The sequence below is a fragment of the Carnobacterium gallinarum DSM 4847 genome (assembly GCF_000744375.1).
GTDB classification, from domain to species: Bacteria; Bacillota; Bacilli; order Lactobacillales; family Carnobacteriaceae; genus Carnobacterium; species Carnobacterium gallinarum.
Genome location: NZ_JQLU01000005.1, coordinates 43,501 through 66,186, shown reverse-complemented (window position 1 = coordinate 66,186; position 22,686 = coordinate 43,501). Strand labels below are relative to the sequence as shown.

At 33.3% G+C, this 22,686-nt stretch carries 21 protein-coding genes and 2 pseudogenes; 10 read left to right on the top strand and 13 right to left on the bottom strand.

The window, feature by feature from the left end; genetic code table 11:
• Positions 1–435: 435 nt before the first annotated feature.
• Positions 436–1,887 (top strand): ATP-binding protein, encoded by a 1,452-nt coding sequence (locus tag BR43_RS05195; protein ID WP_034560086.1) that lies wholly within the window; start codon positions 436–438, stop codon positions 1,885–1,887.
• On the top strand, positions 1,880–3,499 hold the full coding sequence (locus BR43_RS05190; protein WP_084679768.1) for a Z1 domain-containing protein: 1,620 nt from the start codon (positions 1,880–1,882) through the stop codon (positions 3,497–3,499). Before BR43_RS05195 ends, BR43_RS05190 begins: the two co-directional genes overlap by 8 nt.
• On the opposite strand, the pseudogene tcpF reads toward BR43_RS05190, so the two are convergent.
• From tcpF to BR43_RS05145, 9 genes and pseudogenes are all read right to left on the bottom strand, one after another.
• Positions 3,426–5,548 (bottom strand): annotated as a pseudogene (tcpF, locus tag BR43_RS05185) (conjugal transfer ATPase TcpF); the annotation flags it as partial. The gene BR43_RS05190 and the pseudogene tcpF overlap by 74 nt on opposite strands.
• On the bottom strand, positions 5,532–5,924 hold the full coding sequence (locus BR43_RS05180) for a conjugal transfer protein (protein ID WP_034560085.1): 393 nt from the start codon (positions 5,922–5,924) through the stop codon (positions 5,532–5,534). The gene BR43_RS05180 and the pseudogene tcpF, both read right to left, overlap by 17 nt.
• Positions 5,925–5,990: 66 nt before the next feature.
• Positions 5,991–7,424 (bottom strand): hypothetical protein, encoded by a 1,434-nt coding sequence (locus BR43_RS05175; RefSeq protein ID WP_034560084.1) that lies wholly within the window; start codon positions 7,422–7,424, stop codon positions 5,991–5,993.
• A gap of 57 nt (positions 7,425–7,481) precedes the next feature.
• On the bottom strand, positions 7,482–7,985 hold the full coding sequence (locus tag BR43_RS05170; RefSeq protein WP_034560083.1) for an antirestriction protein ArdA: 504 nt from the start codon (positions 7,983–7,985) through the stop codon (positions 7,482–7,484).
• A gap of 20 nt (positions 7,986–8,005) precedes the next feature.
• On the bottom strand, positions 8,006–8,929 hold the full coding sequence (locus BR43_RS05165; RefSeq protein ID WP_034560082.1) for a DNA cytosine methyltransferase: 924 nt from the start codon (positions 8,927–8,929) through the stop codon (positions 8,006–8,008).
• 12 nt (positions 8,930–8,941) lie between these two features.
• Positions 8,942–9,163 (bottom strand): hypothetical protein, encoded by a 222-nt coding sequence (locus BR43_RS05160; RefSeq protein ID WP_034560081.1) that lies wholly within the window; start codon positions 9,161–9,163, stop codon positions 8,942–8,944.
• 21 nt (positions 9,164–9,184) lie between these two features.
• Positions 9,185–9,520, bottom strand: coding sequence for a hypothetical protein (locus tag BR43_RS05155; RefSeq protein ID WP_051933821.1), 336 nt, complete (start codon positions 9,518–9,520; stop codon positions 9,185–9,187).
• Positions 9,513–10,715 (bottom strand): XRE family transcriptional regulator, encoded by a 1,203-nt coding sequence (locus BR43_RS05150; RefSeq protein WP_051933820.1) that lies wholly within the window; start codon positions 10,713–10,715, stop codon positions 9,513–9,515. The genes BR43_RS05155 and BR43_RS05150 overlap by 8 nt, the downstream gene beginning before the upstream one ends.
• A 175-nt stretch (positions 10,716–10,890) precedes the next feature.
• A complete protein-coding gene (locus BR43_RS05145) occupies positions 10,891–12,288 on the bottom strand; it encodes an FtsK/SpoIIIE domain-containing protein (protein WP_034564845.1) in 1,398 nt (465 codons plus the stop codon).
• Between the two features lie 128 nt (positions 12,289–12,416).
• Between BR43_RS05145 and BR43_RS05140 the strand changes: the two genes are divergently transcribed.
• A complete protein-coding gene (locus tag BR43_RS05140; RefSeq protein ID WP_211252906.1) occupies positions 12,417–12,788 on the top strand; it encodes a hypothetical protein in 372 nt (123 codons plus the stop codon).
• Between the two features lie 21 nt (positions 12,789–12,809).
• Here the strand turns inward: BR43_RS05140 and BR43_RS05135 are convergent, their stop codons facing one another.
• From BR43_RS05135 to BR43_RS05125, 3 genes are all read right to left on the bottom strand, one after another.
• Positions 12,810–13,193 carry a YdcP family protein gene (locus tag BR43_RS05135; RefSeq protein WP_034560080.1) on the bottom strand — a complete coding sequence of 128 codons (384 nt, stop codon included), beginning with the start codon at positions 13,191–13,193 and terminating at the stop codon, positions 12,810–12,812.
• A 20-nt stretch (positions 13,194–13,213) separates the two neighbouring features.
• On the bottom strand, positions 13,214–13,528 hold the full coding sequence (locus BR43_RS05130) for a YdcP family protein (RefSeq protein WP_034560079.1): 315 nt from the start codon (positions 13,526–13,528) through the stop codon (positions 13,214–13,216).
• Positions 13,529–13,626: 98 nt separating this feature from the next.
• Positions 13,627–16,242, bottom strand: coding sequence for a SpaA isopeptide-forming pilin-related protein (locus BR43_RS05125; protein WP_034560078.1), 2,616 nt, complete (start codon positions 16,240–16,242; stop codon positions 13,627–13,629).
• A 196-nt stretch (positions 16,243–16,438) separates the two neighbouring features.
• Here BR43_RS05125 and BR43_RS18975 point away from each other — a divergent pair, with 196 nt between their 5' ends.
• From BR43_RS18975 to BR43_RS20580, 4 genes are all read left to right on the top strand, one after another.
• Entirely contained in the window at positions 16,439–17,518 is a 1,080-nt protein-coding gene (locus tag BR43_RS18975) for a DUF4062 domain-containing protein (protein ID WP_051933819.1), read from the top strand.
• A 590-nt stretch (positions 17,519–18,108) separates the two neighbouring features.
• Positions 18,109–18,849, top strand: coding sequence for a dihydrofolate reductase family protein (locus BR43_RS05115; protein ID WP_034560077.1), 741 nt, complete (start codon positions 18,109–18,111; stop codon positions 18,847–18,849).
• Positions 18,827–19,102, top strand: a complete 276-nt coding sequence (locus BR43_RS05110; RefSeq protein ID WP_084679766.1) for an SDR family NAD(P)-dependent oxidoreductase — start codon at positions 18,827–18,829, stop codon at positions 19,100–19,102. Before BR43_RS05115 ends, BR43_RS05110 begins: the two co-directional genes overlap by 23 nt.
• On the top strand, positions 19,102–19,227 hold the full coding sequence (locus BR43_RS20580) for a hypothetical protein (protein ID WP_281173952.1): 126 nt from the start codon (positions 19,102–19,104) through the stop codon (positions 19,225–19,227). Before BR43_RS05110 ends, BR43_RS20580 begins: the two co-directional genes overlap by 1 nt.
• Positions 19,228–19,274: 47 nt before the next feature.
• On the opposite strand, the gene BR43_RS05105 is transcribed toward BR43_RS20580, so the two are convergent.
• Positions 19,275–19,790, bottom strand: a complete 516-nt coding sequence (locus BR43_RS05105) for a GNAT family N-acetyltransferase (RefSeq protein ID WP_034560076.1) — start codon at positions 19,788–19,790, stop codon at positions 19,275–19,277.
• A 156-nt stretch (positions 19,791–19,946) separates the two neighbouring features.
• Here BR43_RS05105 and BR43_RS05100 point away from each other — a divergent pair.
• The 3 genes and pseudogenes from BR43_RS05100 (at position 19,947) to BR43_RS05090 (ending at position 22,642) form a co-directional block, all read left to right on the top strand.
• Positions 19,947–20,800, top strand: a pseudogene (locus tag BR43_RS05100) (aldo/keto reductase).
• A gap of 77 nt (positions 20,801–20,877) precedes the next feature.
• A complete protein-coding gene (locus BR43_RS05095; RefSeq protein ID WP_034560075.1) occupies positions 20,878–22,197 on the top strand; it encodes an MFS transporter in 1,320 nt (439 codons plus the stop codon).
• Between the two features lie 64 nt (positions 22,198–22,261).
• The gene (locus BR43_RS05090; RefSeq protein WP_034560074.1) at positions 22,262–22,642 is read left to right on the top strand and encodes a MerR family transcriptional regulator; all 381 of its coding nucleotides are present in this window, start codon (positions 22,262–22,264) and stop codon (positions 22,640–22,642) included.
• Positions 22,643–22,686 lie beyond the last annotated feature (44 nt).

The window sequence follows — 22,686 nt, the reverse complement described above, 5'->3', positions numbered from 1 at the left end:
TAGAAAATTAACTATCGGAAAAAAGAATCATAAATATTTATGTTTTATTGATGTTTTAAATAGATGATAAGCAAGCTTTGAATATTTATGTTTAAGTTTTAGTGCCATATGGTACAATATAATTAATATATGAGTATTTAGTTTTTGAGTGATTCACAAAAGAGGATTTAACATGCAATTCGTTATATAAAAACAGATATTTTTTATTTTAATAAGGAAATATCAAATGAAAGCTTACGAAATAAAATAGTTTTTTTGAAAAATAGTATAGTTTTGATTGATTCTAAAAATCTAGACTATCACAAGTATTAATTCTAAAAAGATAGTTCAAAGTGGATTATGAATACTTAGTGATATGCGAAATATTTCTATTAATGATTTTTTTTAATATAATAAAGATTTAAAAAGTTGGATAATTGAAAGGAAATTACCTTAATGAGTAGCTATTATGAATTAATTCCTGATGCTTCTAATCTTATAGAAAGTCAACGGTCTGTTGGTTATACTTTTGAAACGGCCATAGCTGATATAATTGATAATTCAGTTTCAGCACTTGCTGAAAGAGTGGATGTTTTTTTTGATAATCAAAAAAAATATGTGGTGATTCTTGATGATGGTTATGGTATGTCAAAAAATGAGTTATTACAAGCAATGAGATATGGATCGAAATCTGTATCAGATACACGCGCTAAAGAAGACCTTGGCCGTTTTGGACTTGGTCTGAAAATGGCTACATTTAGTCAGTGTAGAAAATTGACTGTGATTTCAATTAAGGAAGATGAAATTTCTGGTGCTATATGGGATTTAGATGTAGTCAAAAGTAATATGGCTTGGACTCTTCAAATTTTAGATGATAAGGAAATTGAAAATACAATTAAATTTGATGAATTAACAAAACTAAAATCTGGTACGATTGTTATTTGGGAAAAGTTTGATAAATTAGAGCAACATGCTAATTTTATGGTCAATTTTGATGAAGTATTAGAGAGAACTGAAGATCATTTATCATTAGTATTTCACCGTTATTTACAAGAAAAAAAATTAATAATCACTTTTAACAACAGAAAAATTGATTTTGTTGACCCTTTTTTTACTGACAATAAAGCAACACAACCAAAATCACCAGATGTGATCTTGGAGAGTATTCGTAATGCGAAAATTGATGTTAAACCTTATATTATTCCCTATCAAAAACGATTGACACAAAAAGAAAGACATATGCTGAAAAAATATGAGCATAATCAGCTGAGTCCAGGGTTATATATTTATAGAAATAGAAGATTAATCGCTTGGGGAAAATGGTTTAAACTTGTTCGTCCAAATGAATTAGCAAATTTGGCTAAAATTCAGATTGATATTCCTAATACAATAGATGATCTTTGGGAAATAGATGTGAAGAAGTCGCAATTAATCATTCCAAGGAGCCTTCGAACTCAACTTAGAAATATAATTACAAAAAGTATTGGAGAATCTGAAAAGGTATATAAATATCGTGGAATAAAACGAAATAAAGATAATCTTCAATATGTTTTTAATCGTATCGAGAAAGAAAGTAAAGTTAGCTATCATTTAAATATTGAAAACCCTTTAATAAAACAACTCCAAGATAATTTACAAGATTCAGATAACAGATTATTTTTGGCGTTATTGAAACAGGTAGAAGAACATTTACCAATAGAAAGTATTCAGTATGATATGGCATCTGACCGAGAAATTGAGAAACAAGATGAGTCAGATGATAAGGCCTATGAAGAAATAATGTTGTTAATTAACAACCAAACAAGTAAGGAAAGTAAAAAATTATTATTAAATAGTCTGAAATATTCAGAAGTTTATTCAAAAAAAACAGCCTTATTGGCTAGAATTGAGAGTGAATTAAATGATTGATTATGAAATTGATTATGAATTAGTAGAAAAATATCTTGATGTAGCTAGATCTGCGGTTGAAAGTGAAAAAAATTTTTGTTTACGTTATGAAGATATCATTGAGCATCTAAAGCCATACCAAAATATTTTTAAGATGAATGAAGAAACTTTTGAAGTACTGACACGTCGTGTACTTGATGATGTAAGTGTTTCATTAGATGAAGGAGAGATTTTACAGAAGAATCCAAATTCTAATTGGTTTGTTCAAACACGTATTGATCGTGGAACGGTAAGATTTGATGCATACGAAAAGTATTTGGAACATGTTTCTGAATATTCAACAAATGTAATTACTTCTATAAGTAATAATATGGATAAAGTAATGAATAGTATTGGTGATCCACTATCGGATACAAGTTTTTTTAGCAAAGGCTTAGTAATTGGAGATGTTCAATCTGGAAAGACTGGAAACTTTATTGCTTTGATGAATAAAGCAGCTGATGCAGGATACAATATGATTGTTGTAACAACTGGAACAATTGAAAAATTACGTCGACAAACTCAAGAGCGTATTGAGCAAGGTTTTGGAGGGTTTGATTCAGGTGAGTTTGATGTAAAGAGAACTATAAAAAATTGGAATAAAGATTTAGAAGCATTGATGGTGACAACAAAAAAAGCAGATTTCAAGAAAAATGTTAATTTTACAACAGCTATTTCAAAATCTGTTCCTATGGTTGCTGTTATTAAAAAAAATAAAACTTCTTTAGAAAGTCTTGCAGAATGGTTAGAAAAACATAACGGTAATAATATTGATAAAAGTTTATTATTTATCGATGATGAAGCAGATAATGCTACAATTAATACTAAAGATGCGAATGATCCAACAACAATCAATTTAGGAATAAGAAATATTTTATCGTTGTTTAAAAGGACAAGTTATGTTGGCTTTACTGCAACTCCGTTTGCAAATGTTTTAATTAATCATACAGAAAGTGATGATCTATTCCCAACTGATTTTATACAAGTTTTAGATACACCATCCAATTACATGGGTGCTTCGAATATTTTTCCGGAGGAAGGTAAGTATCATAGTATATTAAGGCTTAATGAAGATGCGAAACAACATTTTGAAATTCCTAAAGATCAAAGAAAAAATTTTATTGTTGAAGAATTACCAGAAAGTTTAAAAAAAGCTATAAAAGTATTCTTTATTCAAAATGTAATTCGAGATTTAAGAGGAGATAAAAATAAGCACCGTTCGATGTTAGTTAATGTTAGTCATCTGGTATATGTACAAAAACAAGTAAATGATTTAATCACTAACGAAGTTGGAGAATTAAAACGACAAATTAAGCAATATATTGATGAAGAAAATTCTTCAATTCATAAGCAATTTAAGCAGATATTTGAGAATGAATTTTCCAATATTCCTGAAACATGGGATCGAGTTCATAAAAAAATGTATGTTTCGACTGATTCAATTAATAATGAGGTTATAAATGCTCAAAATAAAGGATTTCAATATGAAGATTATCAAAATGGTGCACGTATTATTGCTGTAGGTGGATTTGCACTTTCTCGTGGTTTGACACTTGAAGGAAAGACCATGCTTCATCTAAGTCAACAATTTTGAAAATGGAGCGATCTGAATGAATAAAATCTAGCGCAAAGGTACTAATTACCATCAACATAGAAACGCTCAACATTTCCATTGTGGTGTATTCTTCAAGGGTAGAATCAGCATCAGGTAAGACTAAATCGGCAACTTGAATGACATTTAGCAATTTATCTAGGCTAATGGATTGTCCTACATGACCGTCACTAAATAGTAAATGAGCGAAATCATAGTCTGTAAAAGATTCGATATGGTCAGCGATGGAATGGCTAATTGGTGTGTTTTCTTTTCTAAGTTCGTCAATCACATTCAGCAAACCTCTTACTTTACTGGCAGTTACATTCCGAACTGCTTTTCGAAGGACAGGAAATTTTTCTCCATCTCGTGAACTAATTCCTGTTAAAAAGGTTAAAGTATCAATTGCCAAACTTTCAGAGTCTTTGGTATCTTTTAAAATCACATAAGGATCAAGCAATCCACGATTTTTCTCTTCACTAGTTAAGTTGATGATATTCACTTCATCTTGGGTAAAGCTTAAGTCTTCCTTCCAATTACCACGCTCACCTTTTGGATCTAAAATAAGTGCTTGTCCGCCGAATAAAACGGCATAGTATACTAAGAGATTATTTGAGAAAGATTTACCGCCACCTAAAGAACCAATAAATGCAGATGCCAGAGCATTCGTAATAGTTCCTTTCACACCTTGAGCAGTGAGGCTAGGTTGAATAAAAACGTTTCGCCCAGTATCCACATTGAATCCAACATAAATACCAGAAGTTTCACCTAAAGATTGAGTCGCACCAAAACCAAGGGAAGCTAAAAAGTCACTAGTCACATATTGAATATAGTCGTTCATATAACGTTTAGAGGAGGGAATAAATTCATTATGAAGTCCTAACATATCACCAAAAGGACGGGCTAATTTAATGTTAAAATCATCGTAGAAATCTTTGACCTCATTACATCGTTTAGCTAGTTCTTCTACATTCGTAGCAGATACACGAATCACATAACTAAGCTTGTACATAGATTCTTTGGATTGATCTAAGGTTGTTTCTAGTTCATTGACTGAATCAAGAGCATTGATAACATTATTCGTTGTTTCGTTATTACTTTCCCAAGCATGATTGTCTAAATCGGTTAATTCTTTTTTCTTATTACGAACAGTGGTGAGAGCTTTTTTATTGCCTACAATTTCAATGTTCATAGAGGTATCGATTGGAAAATCAAATTGTTGTTGTTGGTAGTAGAAAATTTCTGAACTCGGAAAATCTAATTCACTTACAATTGATTGAATCGTGAGATAGGATACATAACTTTCAGTGCTTTCATTTGTTAGTTTGAGGTAGCGTTGTTTTTGTTCAATGAGACAGCGAGTAGGTTTTAAGAGGTCGTAACGTTTGACGATAGTTGTTTCTTTTAATTTTTTTGTTGGAAGAGGATAGTTGTATTCTTCATAAGGAGTGCCAGATTGTCCATGTAAATGTTCTAAAATATAACCGATATCTCGAGGTTCTACTTTTCTTACTTTAAAGCGACGAGCAAGTTTATTTTCTAAAAGTTGTTCCATCTTTTTAAATCGATCGACTTGCTATTATTCATAACAGTAAAATCACTTATTAGTTTCTTATTCGCACTATGGATGAAGTCTTCAAATCCATCAACAATTTCAGACCAAATGTTTTTTAGACTGACTTCCTTTTCATTCAGCATCAGTTTAAAACCAATAAAATAGCGATAATCGATTTGATTTTCTCCAATCAAATCGACTAACGCTTCTGTTTGCCCATCAATGTGTTGATGAGCCGTTTCTTTTAATTTTCCAGTTACTGTCTTTTTTGAGTGTTCTTGAATTTGTTTAATACTGGATTCGGTACTAAGTTGCAGAGCATGGATGTTGCCTTCTCTATTTTGAGCAATTAATTGTCTAAAGCTATCGTGAACTTGCATTTTCTGTTCGGGACTGAGGAAAGAATAGTTATAGGGGATGAGTTCGTAATAGGCATAGCAGTCGTTGGTTTGATTGAAAATTAAGTTATCTTCTAGATACTTAATCGGATAGGTCATAGGTTTCACTCCTAACTGTAGTGATAGAGGAATTGATTTTTTTCTTAGTTAATTTTACTGGCTTTCCAGAAAAAGTTAGTTTAGGACAGAGGATAAAGAGAATGAGGGATTTCAGGAATCCATAAGGCTTTTTCCCATCAAATGTTTTTTGCGACATGAACCAAGTAATGAAAATGGGGATTCCCAAATACTTTAAAAAAGCCCCCTCAATAAATGAAAGAGGGGGAATGGAGGAGAAGAGCATTACGGTGAACAAAGAGAGGACGAACCATGTCATCTGGGTGAAGGTGACGGGGAAAGGGAGTGTTAGGTCATTGATAGCGTAGATTACTTTTTCGACGTTCCATATACTAGTGTAGCTTTTAACTTTTTTCATATAGATAAGTCCTTTCAATTCAAAAAAGTAGAAGTTTTCTGCTCTTTTGATGGAAGTGTTTAGAAACTAGTTTGGATAAAAGAAATAATCAATTATATAGTCATGTTTAACTAATTTTGATGAAAGTAGCTTATCATCTTCATATATAGATAAAAAAGGAATAGTTGTCTCTTTAAATTTTTTGTTGTGGTGTTTAATTAAAATTTTCTTTGCTAATTTTTTAGAAATTACATAAGAAAATGAAGAGATATCATATTTATTTGGTTGTGAATTAACTTTAGAACAAAAATTAGTATTGATTGTTTGCTCGGATTCAGAAATTTTGCAAAAAGATAACTTTTTGATTTTTCGATTGAAAAAAGTCAACTCGTTTGAGCTGGTAGATATATTACTTAGATTTCTCTTTAAATTGTCAGGATTGATAATCATCCAATTGAAAATTCTTTCAAATTTTGAATAGTGAATATGTTCCACATTAAGCTTAATAGCATGTTTGAATAATAGTTTTTCTGCTAATTTAAATTTTATTGGAGGAATCAAAATAATAATGAAGTCAGCATCTTTGAATGCAGATACTACATTTGGATTAGTATTTGAAGTTAATCCAATAATACATTTAGAATATAAGGAACGTAATTCTTTAGCTGCATTTTTAATATAGTCATATGATTTTCCCGTGGGATCATCAAACTTTGTTACAAGAACTTTTTTTGTAGCAATATTTTCTTTTTTCCATAAAAAAACAGAGATATTCTCTTTTTTTAGAAGAGAATTGAGACCAACAAATATCGCAAATATAAATACGTATATTTCAAAATATTCATTATCAATATAATTTAGACCCATTAATTTATCATAGGCACTATAAAGAGAGAATGCTATTATTGGAATCTGAATTAATTTATTTTTTAAATACTTTTTGGCTTGATGGTCTGTTGTAAAATTGACCCAAATTACAAATATTATAGGTATGCTTGTCAGTAAAATAATTTGAAACCATAATGTATCATTTAGAACATTTAGTGAAAGTACCGCAACTAATATGGTTAATAAATTGAGAAATTCAGTTGAAAATATTTTTCCTAATAAGAACAATTTACTTAATTGGCGATTATTTATAGATGCAAGTTGTATTTTTTTCAGCATTCTATCAATAAATTGTTGAATGGGAATATCCTCATTCAATTTTTTGCTCATAGTTATTCGAATAGATATTAAGAAGACCATAGACATCATATAAAATAAACTTGATAAAAGAAAAGGTGTTTTATTTTTAGAAAAAGAGAAAATAGGTGTGAATATAGCATAAAAAACAGAGATACTTAAACCTAAACAGGTAATAAAAGTAATTTTTTTCTTGGTTACATTTGAAATTTTTTCTCCAACTTTATTTCCAATATTTTCTATTTTATTTATAAGATGATGAAGCGAAAACATTAAAAAAAGAGCAAAGAGAAACAAAATCAAAAAGTATAAAATGATTATTAATATTAATTTCATATAACCTCCAACCTTAATTTTATTAAGATTAGTATACCATTAAAAAAAAGAGGTTGACTAGCTTAAATATTCAAACACCCCATGGGAAGTTATCAAATAACTTCCCTCAATTTCTATATCTCGCCCTAATGCCTGATAATCAATATAGTTCTGTAAATGATTAGGAATCTCACCAAGACTGCCCGTTTCCTCTACATAATACCGTGCGACATCTTCCATAGAATCACAATCTGAGTAACACATAATATCATCTTTATGCTCAATTAAATCTTCAATGTCATTAAACCAGTAACTTTGAATTTCTGATAGTTCATCATAAATATCTGTACCTTCTAATTCGAAAACCAACTCACAAAGACGATTCACTTCATCAATTGGTGTGTATTCATCAATCGTAAAGGGCAGTTCGTAATCGTGAATCGCGTATTCTTCATACTCCTCATTTAATCCAATTTGTTCGGAGACGACTTCAAAATCAACTGGAGGGGAGAACCAACCACCAACCAATTCGCCTTCATTGTATTTTCCTAAGTTTGCAATATAAACTTGCATTTCTGTCATAGTATCACCTTCATTCTAGTTTAGATAAATCGTTTCGCAATATCATAAATAACCGGGACAGTCACACTATTCCCGGCTTGTTTGTATAATTGATTATCGGAATTTACTTTTTCTGCTCGTTCAAAAGCCCAATCTGGAAATCCTTGTAGTCGCCAACTTTCTCGAGGGGTAAACTTTCTAATTTGGAAATCAGGTGTAATCACAGCTTGGATTTCAGAAGTTAATAATGTATTAGCGATTTGCTTTCCAACACGTCCTCGTCGTTCTGTTGAATTCAAAAAAGAAATATTCACACTATCTCCAGGTACAGCTTCCGAGTATCCTCGAATCGTTGCTTCTTTGATAAAAATTTTGGAAGGATTTTGGTTAATAGTTAGTCGACTGTTAGAAGTATTTGTTTTTTGTGGTCTTTCGATAGGAAATATTTGGGTGCGACTTGTTCCTCTAAGATGTCCAATAATGAAAACTCGTTCTCGGCTTTGGGGAACGTAATCCTTAGAGTTAAGCAGTTGCCATTGAAGGTCATACCCAAGTTCATCCAACGCTCGGAGGATTGTTTCAAACGTAGTCCCTCTTTCGTGACTGAGGAGTCCTTTGACATTTTCAAGGAATAGAATCCGAGGTCTGAGAATAGATGCGAAGCGTGCAATCTCAAAAAAGAGAGTTCCTCGAGTGTCTGAAAAACCTCTTCTGTTTCCGGCAATACTGAAAGCTTGGCACGGAAATCCGCCACAGAAAATATCAATGGATCCAAGTTGTCTAATAAAGTCATCTGAAATGGTGGTAATGTCATGCATTTCAACCTCATTTCTTGTATCAAAAATTGCTTTATAACTTTTTCTGGCAAATTTATCGATTTCACAAAAGCCAATACATTGATGCCCAGCGGCTTCCATTCCTAATCGAAAGCCACCAATTCCAGAAAATAAATCTAAAAATTTCATATGTGTAGCTCCTTAAGCGCCCATAATTTTATTGAATACATTGAGTAGGACATCCTTAACACCCGCAGCGTTAAACACAAGTCCGACCGCAATTAAAGCAATTACAAGAAAGCCAATTAATTTGGAAAATTCTCGTTTGAAGCCTAAAAATAACCCAATGACAACAATCGCCATTAAGACGAGAGATTGCGCATTGGATAAAAACCAAGTATAAAGGTTCTGTCCAAAATTCATGTGTTTCCTCACTTTCTTTATTTAGTCATCTAGTTGTCGAAGTGGAATACCTGTTGTTTGTTTTAGTTCTTTCATGAAGCTATCAATTTTTCGAACGAGTTCATGTTCTTCTTTGCTACTAGCTCGAGTGACATACAGAGGATAGCCTCTTACATTTAAACGGTAGCCAAAATGAGTTAACGTATTTCGCCAGTCAAAATAACTAGCAGGTAAACCGTAGTCACGCATTTCATAAAGTTGTAAATAATGAGTATCTTCCATAATTCCAAGTAATTTGTAGTCGTAAATATAGACATTCCAAATCAAGTTATCAGAAATTGTTAGATGAGCAATGGGATATTCAGAGTATTTATCCATCCTGATTTACACTTAAAACATCTGTAATTGGGGTAGTTAGAACTCGGATGATATGTTTTTGTTTTTCGTTTAATGTAGCTTCATCAATCATATTGTTTACAACTTCTGTTTTTAGATTATCATCTATAATCAGCAACATTTTAGTGGTGGGGGCAATACTTTTTCGCCACCAATTAACCGATTTTTCATAGAAAACTTCATTTGGTTCTGTAACTAACCGAAGATTTCCATGATAGTTTCCGATAAATAAAGCCCACTCTTTATTTTCACTTAAATTGGTTCGACGCTTTGTACCATCTGAATCGACAAAACGTAAATAGTGATTAATGGTTTCAAAGACTGTATTATCAATTCGATTTCGATTTAATAAATCAGCAACAACGGATTCCGCACGTTTATTTTTGAAGCGTAGTTCATAACGGTTGATAATTTTTGCATCTTCTAAAGCAACACCTTTTTTACGAAGTTCTTCATAATTCTTTTGGTAAAAACAAAAATAAACCTCACCTTTTTTTGAACCAAGGTAAAGAGTAGTTCCTTGGGATTCCCCAGTTAAAAATCGTCTAGAACCATTAAAATCACAGGTTTTAAAACGAGTTACACATTCACTGTTCATGACTTTTTCTAACAATGTTTCAATGGATAAAATGCCTTGTCGATCATTAATCGCAATATCTAAACGAGTAAAATGTCCATCAGCTTGTTTGCATTTGCGGAAAAAGTCAAACCATGTACAAGATTGAGCTGTTAGAAAGCTTTCAAAAGAGCGACAGCCTTGACCAGATAACTCAATCAGTGTGCCTTTATTATCGCCATCAGGAGATAGCATCACCTTAATCGTGTCAAAGGAATACATGGCTACATATCCATAAAATCCCCGGTCTTCATACAACATATAGTCCTTTTTCAAGCCGAGTAATTGTTCAATGACCATAGCTGAATCATGTGTATCTAATCGAATACGTACATAATCAAAAAGACAATAGAGGGGCTGTTCTGGATTTAATTGATTTAACACTTGGTTGAGTTTTTCTAAGTTTAAGGAGTTAGGGATACGTTTGCATTGCTCCATTTTGGAAATATAGGAACGAGAAACATTGGAACGTATGGATAATTCTTGTTGGGTAATGCCCGCCATTAAGCGGCTGTTCTTTAGTTGAATGCCTGTATAGTGGATTGGAGGGAGAATCTTCACTTATTCACCTCAAATAGTCACATTCCGTTAGTAGAATGTGACAACTTTTTTTAAGCTTAGAAGCCTTGCGATTCTAAGGCTGATTTGTGATTTATGTTTTTTATTTCGTGTTTTACTACCCCCGTGTTACAGTATGGGGGTTCTGCTTTTGCCTAAAAGACGGCAAAAGGCGAGATCAACAATCGGATGCGCCCAGAGCTTCGCTCGGCGCCCCGTTGTTTTCTCGCTTTTGATAGACGGCACCAATTTCTTTTAGAAAATCATAGTGTTTAGGAACAAGGGGACTATAAAATTCAGAAACAACACTATAACCAGAATCCGCATAGCCACGTCCTTCGATTCGTTTGTTAAAGAAGTCCTTTTCAATATCGCCATACATCATGGAATAGCCAAGAGGGGACATGCGCCCTAAAGTCACCCGAAACATAAATTGATTACGAATCCCATCACCTAAATGTTTGGCATCTGGTCGTTGGCAAGCCAGAATGATAAAGAACCCCATTTGTCTTCCAAGCATAACAATCTGCTTAATTTTACTCATAACTTCGGTACTTTCACGCCCAATCATATCCATAAAGGCAATATATTCATCAAAAATCAGAAAATGGGCGGGTAAACCTAAAGCAGCATAGTTTTGCCCAGTTTGGTAGCTATCCATTTGTTTCATTTCAGTTGTTCGTTGCATCATTAGTTCATAAAATTGGTTCAAACAAGCAATCATGTCTTCTTTTTTGAAATAGACATTTGGAATGACCGAAGCTAAGTCTGCTAAATCATAATTCTTTGGATCAAGAATATAGAGAATAGCATCTGTTTCTAGTAGCGACTTAATCAATGTCAAAATAAAATACGACTTTCCGCCACCTGTTCCGCCAGCCAACAACATATGTGGCAAGGAATCGTATTCCCAATACGCATTTTTCATCAACTGTAATCGACCATCAGAAGCTTTTACTTCCTCAATAGAAATACGACTACCAATGGTGTCATAGAGTAGAATATACTCCACAAAGCCATCTTGAAGCTCTTTATCCACTAAATCACAGTACAGTCCTGTTTCAAGTTTCTTTTCTAATCGGAGTAACTGTTCTTGGTTTTGTCCCATCGTAATTTCAACCGAAATATGGAGATAACCAGTTTTCATACGATAATAGATTCTGGGGAAATGAGTGAGTTTTTCTTTTGTTTTAGAGGAGGAAAGGTCTTTGAAAAAAGAATCCTGAGTGACCGTTTCAGACTCATACCAGTTATTGTCAATAATCATTCGTGCAATTTTTTGACGGTGTTGGAGTTGCTTAAAAGAATCCATTCGAAATTCAATAAACGCATAACAGATAAGAAGGCATAATAATAAAGATACAGTTAAGGAGAGTAGAAAATACGGAATGTTTACATGAAAATTAGTTAAAGGTGCTAAATTTACTAAACTGAGTTCGGACCAATGAATCTGTTTAATAGAGTGGTGGTGAAAAAGGAAAAGCAATATAAAAATAGATGGAAGAAGTAGTCTACTAAAAAAGGAAGCCACTAATCGCTTATGTTTATAGCGAATGAGACTTCCTCTATAGGTGATTAGCTTTTTGAAGTTTTGAATGAGATACACCTCTCTTTTTGGAAAATATTGTTTGTTCGTAACTTTTTGTTAAAGACGTGTGGTATGAAATGACTTATACTTAAATTAACTAGTTGGGAGGAATTTACATGGATGAAGAAAAAGTAACCTATGTGTCTTATTCAGAAAAAGAAATGCAGATAGTTCGAGAGGGTGTGCATGCTATAAAATCAGTTCTATTTGATGGAACGAATCAAGAAAAAGAGCAATTATTACTTTGTTTAGATAGATATCTTGACCCTTGGTTTGGTTATAATTTGTCTTACACGAGTGAAATTGAAGAGATGCTACAAGAATTAATTGTTCAAAAAAATTCCTTAGCTGTAAAAGAAGCGTGTATTCAATTATTGGAAAACTATGCGTGGCCACCATTTTCTATTATTGAAGAAAATCTAGATAAAATAGAACTGAAATTGAAGTCAGATATTGATTATTTATTAACCATGAATCAAGAAGAATAGAGTGCAGCTAGTGAATTTTCCTTATTTTGTCGAAGATGATTTTTCTTTTGGAATTGTAGAACTGTTTGTTGCTTTTTCGTTCGTTTGTTCAACAATATCATCCGCTTTAATATACCAATCAACCGTTGCACCCATAAAAGTTGCGTTCGCTACAGTATCAACAACTGGATTGACGAGCTGTACTTTAGTGTTATAGGGAAAGGCTCGTAATGGAACAGTGGCGGGAATTCCGACTTGAATCATGGCACCTTGGTTACTAGATTTTAAGTCGTAAGTTCGTTCTTTTACCTCGGCAGTCACATTTCCATCTTCGCCATAAACAAAAACTTCTCTACGCAAATCTGAAAAAAGTAAGGTGCCAAATGTTTCTTTATTTAATACGGTAATGCCTTCGGGTAATCTCATTAGGATATCCTCATTTCGTTTTATAGTTTGATAATATCATCTGCAAGGCAAATGTAATTCGTAAATCCTCGTTCACCAATCTTATAACCTTCTGCGGTAATTCGTGGGTTAACGAGTTGAACAGATTCCATGAAATCAAAGTTTTTTTCAGTTGCTTCTGGTGGAAGAACGACTAAGATTTCATCTGCCTTTTGGACACTAGAGAAGAGTTTATACGCTCGACTCATTACTTTAGGAACGCCATTGATTCGTTTGGTTTTTACTTCTCCAGATCCACCATATTCTAAATTGCCAAAAGTCTTTTCAGCATTGGGTACAACATAATTTAATTCCATTTAAATTCCTCATTTCTTTGAATTAGTTTGATAGTTGTCTTAGTTTATAGAGTTTCTACATAATGATTCACCTTCTTTCATGAAGCAAAGGAATGAGTTTAGCTTTTTTTCTTTCGGTAATAAAATGTGACAGCTAACACAAGTCCAATCAGTAACATCCCTAGAATCGATAGAAGAGTAGTTTTAGATTCACCAGTTTGTGGAAAACTAGCGACTTCTTTGGGAACGGCAACTTTTTGATTTGTCATTTCAGATTTTACAATTTGACCATCTTCTTTAATTTCAAATTGAATTGGTGTTTCATTTAATTCATATCCTTGAGGTGCTTGATATTCTTGGAAATAATAAGTTCCTTTAGGCAATTGTTTAAAAGTGAAAATACCTGAATGATTTGTTTTACCTTCAACAATAATCTTTTTATCTTTATCCAAAATTTGAATTCCAGTATTTGGCAATAATTCACCTGTAGAAATATCTTTCTTAGTTAATTCGGCTGTTCCTTTTTTCAACTGATTATTTAGTTCAAATAAAATTGTAGGTTCTTTGTTTGTTGCAGAAGATTCACCTAACAACTTATCTTTTTCATCATAGGCTTTAATGTCCTCCAAAGTAGATTCAATTCTGATTGTTTCTGTATTCAAAATAAAGTCATCAGAGGAAGTTGCTTTTTCTTTCAAATAATAGGTGCCAACTGGGATATTTTCAAAAGTTCCTAATGAATGCTCATCAATTTTAACAGTCTGAATGACGGTCTTATTTTCATCTTCAAGGGTAAATGTAGCCTCTTTCCCAGAACCATCAAATGCAAATTGATAGCCATCTTTTTCTTTTAAGGTAGCTGTTTCATTGAGCTTTTTGATTGTAAATTTATTAAGATGAAGTTTGTTCAAAATAGGTGTTTTCACTATTTTAGTTAGTGTTTGTTTTCCTTGTGCAATGATATTTTGATAAACATCAATGGGGAAGATTTCGCTATTATCCATTGCTTTAAATTCAAAGTCATATTCTTTATCACTTGGTTCATGAATGATTCCAGAATCAAGTTCTTTTAGGTAGTATTTGCCATTAGGAATTTTCAAATCAAAGCTAGCAATTCCATCTTTAACAGTAGACAAACCTAGCAAGCTATCTTTAGGAATCTTCACCGTTTCAGACAACTTATACTCATCTCGTATGAATAGTCCAAATATTTTGTTGTTTCCTTTAATTGTTTCAAGAACAGGTTGATTATCTTTCCAATCAATTAATGATTCTTGATTCTTAAAGACTTGTAGTTTAATTTTTTGAAAATCATTTGTGGCAGTAGGAAGGGAAGTAGAGGTTAGAGGAATATCTTGCCCGGCATAGGTTAGTTCAAAAGGAATTGGTGTAGAATTGAGAATATAGCCATTAGGAGCTTTGGTTTCAATGGCTTCATATTTACCTAGAAATAGATTTGGAGATAGCCATTCGCCATTTTCATTGGTCGTAACGGTGGCTGCAGTTTCTCCTTTTTTCACTCGGACTGTGCCATCGGGAGTAAGGATATTTTCGGTAGCTTTAATATCATAGGTGACATCAGCTAGAGGTTTGTAGTCGTAAACAAAAGAATACAAGTCGCCAAAATCAGAGCCAGTTTTAGTGGCATCAATGGGAACTTGACCTGTTTTAGAAAGGTGAGCAGTTCCTAATTGTGCTTGATTATTGAGTACAACTTCAATGGTTTGATTTGGTTTAACGATAACGGTTTTTAACTCACCAGCATTTACATAACCATTTGGAGCAGTTATTTCGGTGATTTTGACTTCGGTACCTGCTTTAATATCTGTAATCGTAGCTAATCCATCTTTTCCAGTATCGTAGACTTTAGTTAAGCCACTGTATTCAAATTTTAACTTAGCATTCGCCAAAGGTTTCCCAGTATCAGCATCCACTTTCTTAGCTTGGATATTTCCATTTAGATTGACTTTGATATCTAGATTAAATGAGCCCGCATCTGCTAGTTTGAATGTGGCAATATTCTGTTCACCGGGTTTAGCATAGACAAAACTTTGTCCAACAGAATCATCTTTGGCAATGGAATATTGAAGGGTACCTGTTTCTTTGGAGGCATCTGTAGCAGTTAATTTTAAGGTGTTTCCATTTTTATCAACTGTTAAGTTAGCCGTGTTGGCTACTTGATTGGTGTATTTTTCTAAGACATTGTTATTGTCAGTTAAAGTAATAGATTCTCCAACATTAAGCGTAATGGAGTTATCGTTAAAAGAGGGCTTTGTTTGATGACTGGTAACTTGATTCATAATTTCAGTTTTTCTACTATCATAATCAGGTAAGTTTGTTGTGAGTAATTCATCACCTAATGTTTCCCAAATGATATTTTGAGTAATCCCGTAATTTTCAGTAGTGGGGTTCATTTGGTAGCCGTAATAAGCAATTAAAGATAATGCTTCCTTTTCAGGAATGGTCAGTTCAGAAGGATTAAACCCAGAGCCACCGTTTAAAAGTGTTCCGTGGTCAATACAGAAAGCAGGTTGGTTATCGGCTTTAATCATATATATGCCGTCATCGGTCCAATGTAAGCCACCTAATGATTTTACATGCCAAGTGGAAACATAATCAGCGATTTTATCGTAGTTTACGGTAGCTGCAAAACTTGTTATTGGGGCAATAAAAAAAGCAACGATGATGGTTAGTAACCCAATCAGAGTCGTTACTTTGAGGTGTGTTTTATTCATTTTTAGTTTTCTCCTGTCTGTAAACATCAGTGTGTCTTGAGTTGAGGCAATTTTTATTTAGTGTCTTTTTTGAGAGTCTTCACTTTACACCAGAAATGTTTTCTTTTTCACTTAGAGTTTTTAATTCGTTTTTAGTGAATGCCTTTATTTTACTAGAATGGTATACTTTATATATTAACTATACGAGGTGCTAATAATGGAAAAGAAATTTCAAGTATTTATTTCGTCTACGTTCAAAGATCTAGAATCTGAAAGGCAAGAAATAGTTCAAGCAATTTTAAAAGCTGATCATATCCCAGCTGGAATGGAAGTATTTAAAGGTGGGAGATCTCAAGATGAAATAATAAAAGAGTGGCTTACTGATTCGGATATCTATATATTACTATTAGGAGCTAGATATGGTTCTTTAAGATCTAAAGGGGATATGAGCTATACGGAATGGGAGTTTAATCTTGCTAAAGAGTTTAACATCCCCCATTTTGTTATCGCATTAGATGATACATACATCAATGCTAAATACGGTGCTATAGAATCAGAATTATCTAATCCAAAGTTTGACAAATTTAGAAAAGATATTTTTGAAAATGAAATAGTAGCATTTGTGTCCAATAGTCAGCAAATCAAAGGCGAAGTGTCCTTTCAACTAAATGATATTATAAAGAAAAATAAAGATAGAATGCTTGGTTGGATTAGAGGAACAGTTCTAGATGATTTAGAAAGTGCTCAGAAAGAGATATTTGATTTGAGAGAAAAATTAGATAATTCCAGAAGAGAAGTCATTGAAAAGTCGGATAAATTAATTTCAATTCAAACAGATACGATAAATAGAGAATTAGATAATATACCGGATGAATTCTCTCAATTAATAAAAGAGATTACCGCTGAAAAAGATGAATATAAAATTTTACGAAATGAAATGAAATGGATTACAGAGTATATAGTAAACTTTGGAAATCAAAATAAACTCGTTAATCCTAATCCAGACAATGAAGTAATTGGTAATTCAGACGGTAAATATGGGGGAGCTTCATTAACTATTGGGAAAAATATCTTGGATATTAGGGCTGACTATCAAATTAATAGAATAGAAATATCTCAGTTTTTGAGAGATGAATTAGGCAATGTCCATCATGAATATTTATCAGCATATCATTTACGTAAAAACAACATATATAAGAATAAAGAAGATAGCCCCTTAAATAAGAATGAATTACTACGTTGGATTAAAAATTTTTTGAATGATATAAATAGTAACCTTGAAAAAATATATAGATAAATAGTTTAAATATAGAATCTTAGTTCCTTTGCTTTCCTTGCTATGAAATCTTTTCTTGGCAACAAGACAACAAGGGCTTTTGATGAATGCTTAATCATGAATAAAAAAATATATCAGTCAATAAATATAGGAGGATATGAACTAACTGTCAATTTATTTTTATAAAAAATGTCTACCCAATGTCCCGCGAATATCCAGAAAACGTGCAAATTAGCCCTATTTCACAAAGCTAGTAACTACGCACAAAACTACTTTAAAACTCATATATACCAAGGCTTAAAAGGTGTTAATTAACGCTAACCAAAGCGAACCGATTTTACCCTAGCCAAGCTCAAAATCCTGTGCCCGCAAGGGCGTGCCGGTTCGACCCCGGCCGCCGGTATACTTAGAACACTAGCATATTTCCTATGTTGGTGTTCTTTTTTTATTCATTTTTAAAATAAACGTCTCCAAAAGTTTCCTATAGTTGTTGCAGAAGATGCCGTAGAATCTTTTGACCGAAATAAAAAATAATCTTCCTTTCTATTTGACTTAGAGTTAACTCTAAGTAGTATACTAAGAATATCAAATTAGAAAGACGGGTGATTGATATGACAAGACCATTTGTTTTTTGTCACATGTTAACATCTTTAGATGGCAAAATCATGGGAAATTACATGAGTACACCAGAAGGTAAAAAAGCCAGTGAGTTTTTTTATGACTTAGCTTTTACTGATACGGGATATTATCAGCACCAAGGATGGTTATCAGGTCGAAGGACTTCAGAAGATAATTTTACGCAACACCGAAAATTAAAATTAGCTGAACCAAGTCAACCAGTTCCAGCTGGGGATTTTATGGCTGAACATCAAGCAGATAAATACTATGTTTCAATCGATGGTTCAGGCCATTTAGGTTGGGTGGAAAATACGATTACGTATAAAAATACCACAGCTCACATTATTGAAGTCCTGACAAATAAAGTCTCAGAAGCTTATAAAGCGCATTTAAGACAATTGGGGATTTCATATATAGTAGTTGGTGAAACAGAGATTAATATGTCTGAAACGTTAACCAGATTAAAAGAAAAGTTTAGTATTGAGACGCTGATGCTAGGTGGCGGTGGTGTGTTAAACTGGTCATTATTGCAACAAGGATTATGCGATGAGCTAAGTGTTGTTATGGCACCAGTTGCCGATGGTTCTACGGATACACAAACGTTATTTGAAGTGAAAGAAGCACTAACAGAAGATCATCCTATCGCATTTGATTTATTAAACGTTGAAGCGAATGAGGAAGGTGCAGTCTGGTACCGTTATGCAGTAAAAACTGAACCGTTTAGAAGAGATTGATAAAGATAGTGAAAAAGCAGAAGGTCAAGTAACCATTCAACAGGCAGATGTGATTAAGTTGGAAGAAGTGGAAGCCTTAGCTTCAGCAGCCATTGTTGTTTCTTGTCGTATTGATGTATGGATTAACCATGCTGGTCTAATACCTCGTTCAACTTACAATAAGAAAAAGGTCGCTAAATGGGACCAAATGATTAAAATGATTAATGTGATAGGTAAAGGTGTCTTATATGGAATGGCTGCTGGATTACCGTAATGGAAGCCATTTATGACGAAGTGGCGATTCCAGTTGAACGAATTGCGGAGAGCGTTGCTTTTGCCATGGACATGCCAGTAGATACAGCAATAAATGAAATGATTATTCATCCGGCAAGTCAATAAGTTTAAATTAAAAAAACTATTTTCCAGTGATGGAAAATAGTTTTTTATTATAAGTCTAGAACGAAAATGAAATCGGTTTGGACGTCATCGCCTAAAATAAAATCATGTTGGCTATGTTTTGCTAAGCCCTGTTTTTCATAAAAGGCTAGGGCAGGTTTATTATGTTCCCAAACCCCTAACCAAAGTTGGTCTTTATTTAATTCTTTGGCAACTTTTTTAGATTTTTCGAATAGAAGTTGACCTAATCCCATTTTTTTATGATTTTTACGAATGTAAATGCGTTGGATTTCTAAGCCATTTTGAAAGTCATCTTCAGTCTGTGCGTCGTTACTATTTAATTTTAAATAACCAGCTAACTCATCCTTAACATGGACAAAGTAAAAGAATGTATTTGGATTATTTAATTCACTCGTTAATTGTAGCAGAGCATAAGCGGTATCTAAAAAATCTTGTAAGTCTTTTGGATCGTTATATGCAGCGAAAGTATCGATAAAAGTTTCAATGCTAATCTTTTGTAATGTTTCTAAGTCATTAATCGTGCAAGGTGTGATAATAGGTGTCATCGTTTTTTCTCCTTATGTGTTATCTAAAATACGTATAGTAATAGTAGCTTAAAACTGAAAAAAAAACAAATATTAAAATAATACAATTTAACCCTTGACTGTGAGCGCACTCCAAGTGTTTTACTTAGTATATCAAATGAAAAGGGAGCAATTGAAATGAATACAGTTACATTAAATAACGGAATAAAAATGCCGAAACTAGGTTTTGGCGTGTACCAAATCCCTTTAGAAGAAACTGCAGAGGCAGTTTATCAAGCAATTAAAGTAGATTATCGTATATTCGATACAGCGATTGCCTATGGCAACGAAGTCGAAACTGGAGAAGCAATCCAAAGAGCGATTAGTGAAGGATTAGTGACACGAGAAGAGTTATTTGTTACAACAAAATTGTTCATTCAACATGTTGGGGAAGAAAAGGCGACAAAAGCAATTGAGGAAGCATTAGAGAGAATGAAGCTAGATTATCTAGATTTAGTCCTGAATCACCAACTATATGGGATGTTTATGGGGCGTGGCGTGCTTTAGCTGCTGTGCAATCCGCTGGCAAAATTCGTACCATTGATGTATCTAACTTTGATGCTGGAAAATTAATGGCATTCTCTCATAGGAATGGTGTGGCTAAAGTTCAAGTCAATCAAATAGAAGTGAACCTATGGCATCAACGTTTAATTGATGGAACTTATCATGAAAAATTAGACATTCAAATGGAAGCCCGGGCATCTTTTGCTGAAGGCCGATTAGACTTATTTAAAAATGAAACATTATCAAAAATAGGTGCACAATAGGGTAAATCAGTTGGTCAAGTCGTTTTAAGATGGTTGACGCAACGTGGTATTGTGGCACTTGCAAAATCAGTGAGACCAGAACGAATGGCTAAAAATATTGATATATTTGATTTTGAATTAACAACGGAAGACTTGGCAACTATTGCGGACTTAGACAAGCAAGAATCTGCCTTCTTTGACCATGATAATCCAGAAAGAATGGAATGGTTTATGAGATTATTATGATAAAGTATCTGGAGTCATGTCTATGAGTAAAGTCATTTTACTAAAGGCAAATAATAGAATGGAAGTGCAAGTATATAATGAAAAAAGAAACATTTGGGATGATTTTACCCATTACCTTATTAGCCTATTTTTTAATTTTAATGGATAATTCCATTGTCTTTACAAGCTCGATTCAGATTGGTGAAAGTTTACGGCTCTCTGATACAGCTTTATCATGGGTATCAAATGCCTATACCTTAACCTTTGGTGGCTTTTTACTACTAAGTGGTCGTCTATCAGATTTATTAGGCCGTAAACGTATTTTCATCATAGGCTTAACAATCTTTTGTTTAAGTTCTTTAATGATTGGCATTGCTCCTAGTGGTACAATGTTGATTATTATGCGGGGGATTCAAGGGATTGGTAGTTCAATAATTGCCCCTACAACCCTAGCTTTAATGATGGATGCCTACGAAGGCGAGATGCGTAAAAAAGCCATTTCATATTATGGTGCCACAGCAGGGATTGGTTCTAGTTTAGGTTTATTAATAGGTGGCGGATTAACAAGTTGGATTTCATGGCGAGCAGGTTTTTTAATCAATGTACCTATTGCTGTTATTTTAATCCTATTAACTTTACGTCATGTGAAAGACAGTCCAGTTATTAAACTTAAAATTGACTACTTAGGCTGTTTGCTATCAGTCATTGGTTTAGTGGCATTGATTTACGGACTAACATCAACGAATGTTTGGTTAATTTTAGGCAGTATCGTTATTTTAGGACTCTTTATTTTTCGTCAAACAAGAATTGATTACCCATTGTTACCCTTAGAATTAGTCAAAAATAACATTCGATCTGGCGCTTATGTGGCTCGGTTACTCTTTATGATGAGTATGTTACCTTATTGGTTTTATATGCCACAAGTGATGCAAAGTCAGTACGGATTTTCACCATTTGAAGCAGGTATAGGTTTCTTACCATTAACGTTAGTGAACTTTATGGTGGCGTTGCAGTTGCCACGTTGGGCTAATAAATTGGGGAATGATCAGTTATTAATGATTGGGGAAGTCATATTATTAGTCGGCTTAGCTTGGACAGGTCTAAGTGATTTTTCAAATGGCTATTGGTTAGCTGTTGCCTTACCGATGATAGTGATTGGTTTTGGTCAAGGGATGATCTTAGCTCCAGTGACATCAGCTGGTATTCATGAAGCTCCTCAAGAACTAGCTGGAATTGCAAGCGGTGTAACAAACATGATGCACCAAATTGGTGGACCGATTGGTTTATCAATTATTGTCGCAACAACAAGTAACTTCCATGTACAATTTAAAATGATGGCTGGCTTTACTTTATTAGCAAGTCTAGTAGTAGCGGTGATGATTTTAGGATTAGGTCGGGCAAGTAAAAAAACAGTTTAAAAACATGAAAAATAAGAGATTGATGTATAATAGAAGAAAAGAAATAAAGTACGAGGTGAATCAATTGAACATAAAAGAAGCAGCAGAAATAACAGAATTAACGAATGACACTATTCGTTACTATGAGCGGATTGGTATTATACTGCCAGTACCACGCCGAGCAAATGGATTACGTGATTTTGATGAACGTAGTCTGAATCAATTGAAATTTGCCAAAATCATGCGTAAAGCAGGGATGGGTGTGGAAATTTTACGTGAATATTTATCAATGATTTACGAAAACGATGATGCCACAGTGCCTGCACGTAAAATCCTTTTAACAGAACAAGCTGAATTGATGCAAGAAAAAATTAATGAAATGCAAGCGGCACTTGACTACTTAGTTCACAAAGTGGATAACTATGAAGATCATATGCGAGTAGCAGAAAAACGTTTATCTAAATAAAAAAGAAAGCTTAATTCACTTACTAAAATGTACCCTATAAGATA

What these genes read in the sequence shown, in the direction of transcription:
- BR43_RS05130 (WP_034560079.1), bottom strand. Translation starts at nt 13,528, where the DNA reads ATGGAATTAAATTATGTTGTACCCAATGCTGAAAAGACTTTTGGCAAT.
- BR43_RS18975 (WP_051933819.1), top strand. Translation starts at nt 16,439, where the DNA reads ATGGAAAAGAAATTTCAAGTATTTATTTCGTCTACGTTCAAAGATCTA.
- BR43_RS05105 (WP_034560076.1), bottom strand. Translation starts at nt 19,790, where the DNA reads ATGACACCTATTATCACACCTTGCACGATTAATGACTTAGAAACATTA.
- BR43_RS05125 (WP_034560078.1), bottom strand. Translation starts at nt 16,242, where the DNA reads ATGAATAAAACACACCTCAAAGTAACGACTCTGATTGGGTTACTAACC.
- BR43_RS05175 (WP_034560084.1), bottom strand. Translation starts at nt 7,424, where the DNA reads ATGAAATTAATATTAATAATCATTTTATACTTTTTGATTTTGTTTCTC.
- BR43_RS05155 (WP_051933821.1), bottom strand. Translation starts at nt 9,520, where the DNA reads ATGGATAAATACTCTGAATATCCCATTGCTCATCTAACAATTTCTGAT.
- BR43_RS05115 (WP_034560077.1), top strand. Translation starts at nt 18,109, where the DNA reads ATGACAAGACCATTTGTTTTTTGTCACATGTTAACATCTTTAGATGGC.
- BR43_RS05170 (WP_034560083.1), bottom strand. Translation starts at nt 7,985, where the DNA reads ATGACAGAAATGCAAGTTTATATTGCAAACTTAGGAAAATACAATGAA.
- BR43_RS20580 (WP_281173952.1), top strand. Translation starts at nt 19,102, where the DNA reads ATGGAAGCCATTTATGACGAAGTGGCGATTCCAGTTGAACGAATTGCG.
- BR43_RS05160 (WP_034560081.1), bottom strand. Translation starts at nt 9,163, where the DNA reads ATGAATTTTGGACAGAACCTTTATACTTGGTTTTTATCCAATGCGCAA.
- BR43_RS05165 (WP_034560082.1), bottom strand. Translation starts at nt 8,929, where the DNA reads ATGAAATTTTTAGATTTATTTTCTGGAATTGGTGGCTTTCGATTAGGA.
- BR43_RS05095 (WP_034560075.1), top strand. Translation starts at nt 20,878, where the DNA reads ATGAAAAAAGAAACATTTGGGATGATTTTACCCATTACCTTATTAGCC.
- BR43_RS05135 (WP_034560080.1), bottom strand. Translation starts at nt 13,193, where the DNA reads ATGAGATTACCCGAAGGCATTACCGTATTAAATAAAGAAACATTTGGC.
- BR43_RS05190 (WP_084679768.1), top strand. Translation starts at nt 1,880, where the DNA reads ATGATTGATTATGAAATTGATTATGAATTAGTAGAAAAATATCTTGAT.
- BR43_RS05140 (WP_211252906.1), top strand. Translation starts at nt 12,417, where the DNA reads ATGGATGAAGAAAAAGTAACCTATGTGTCTTATTCAGAAAAAGAAATG.
- BR43_RS05180 (WP_034560085.1), bottom strand. Translation starts at nt 5,924, where the DNA reads ATGAAAAAAGTTAAAAGCTACACTAGTATATGGAACGTCGAAAAAGTA.
- BR43_RS05195 (WP_034560086.1), top strand. Translation starts at nt 436, where the DNA reads ATGAGTAGCTATTATGAATTAATTCCTGATGCTTCTAATCTTATAGAA.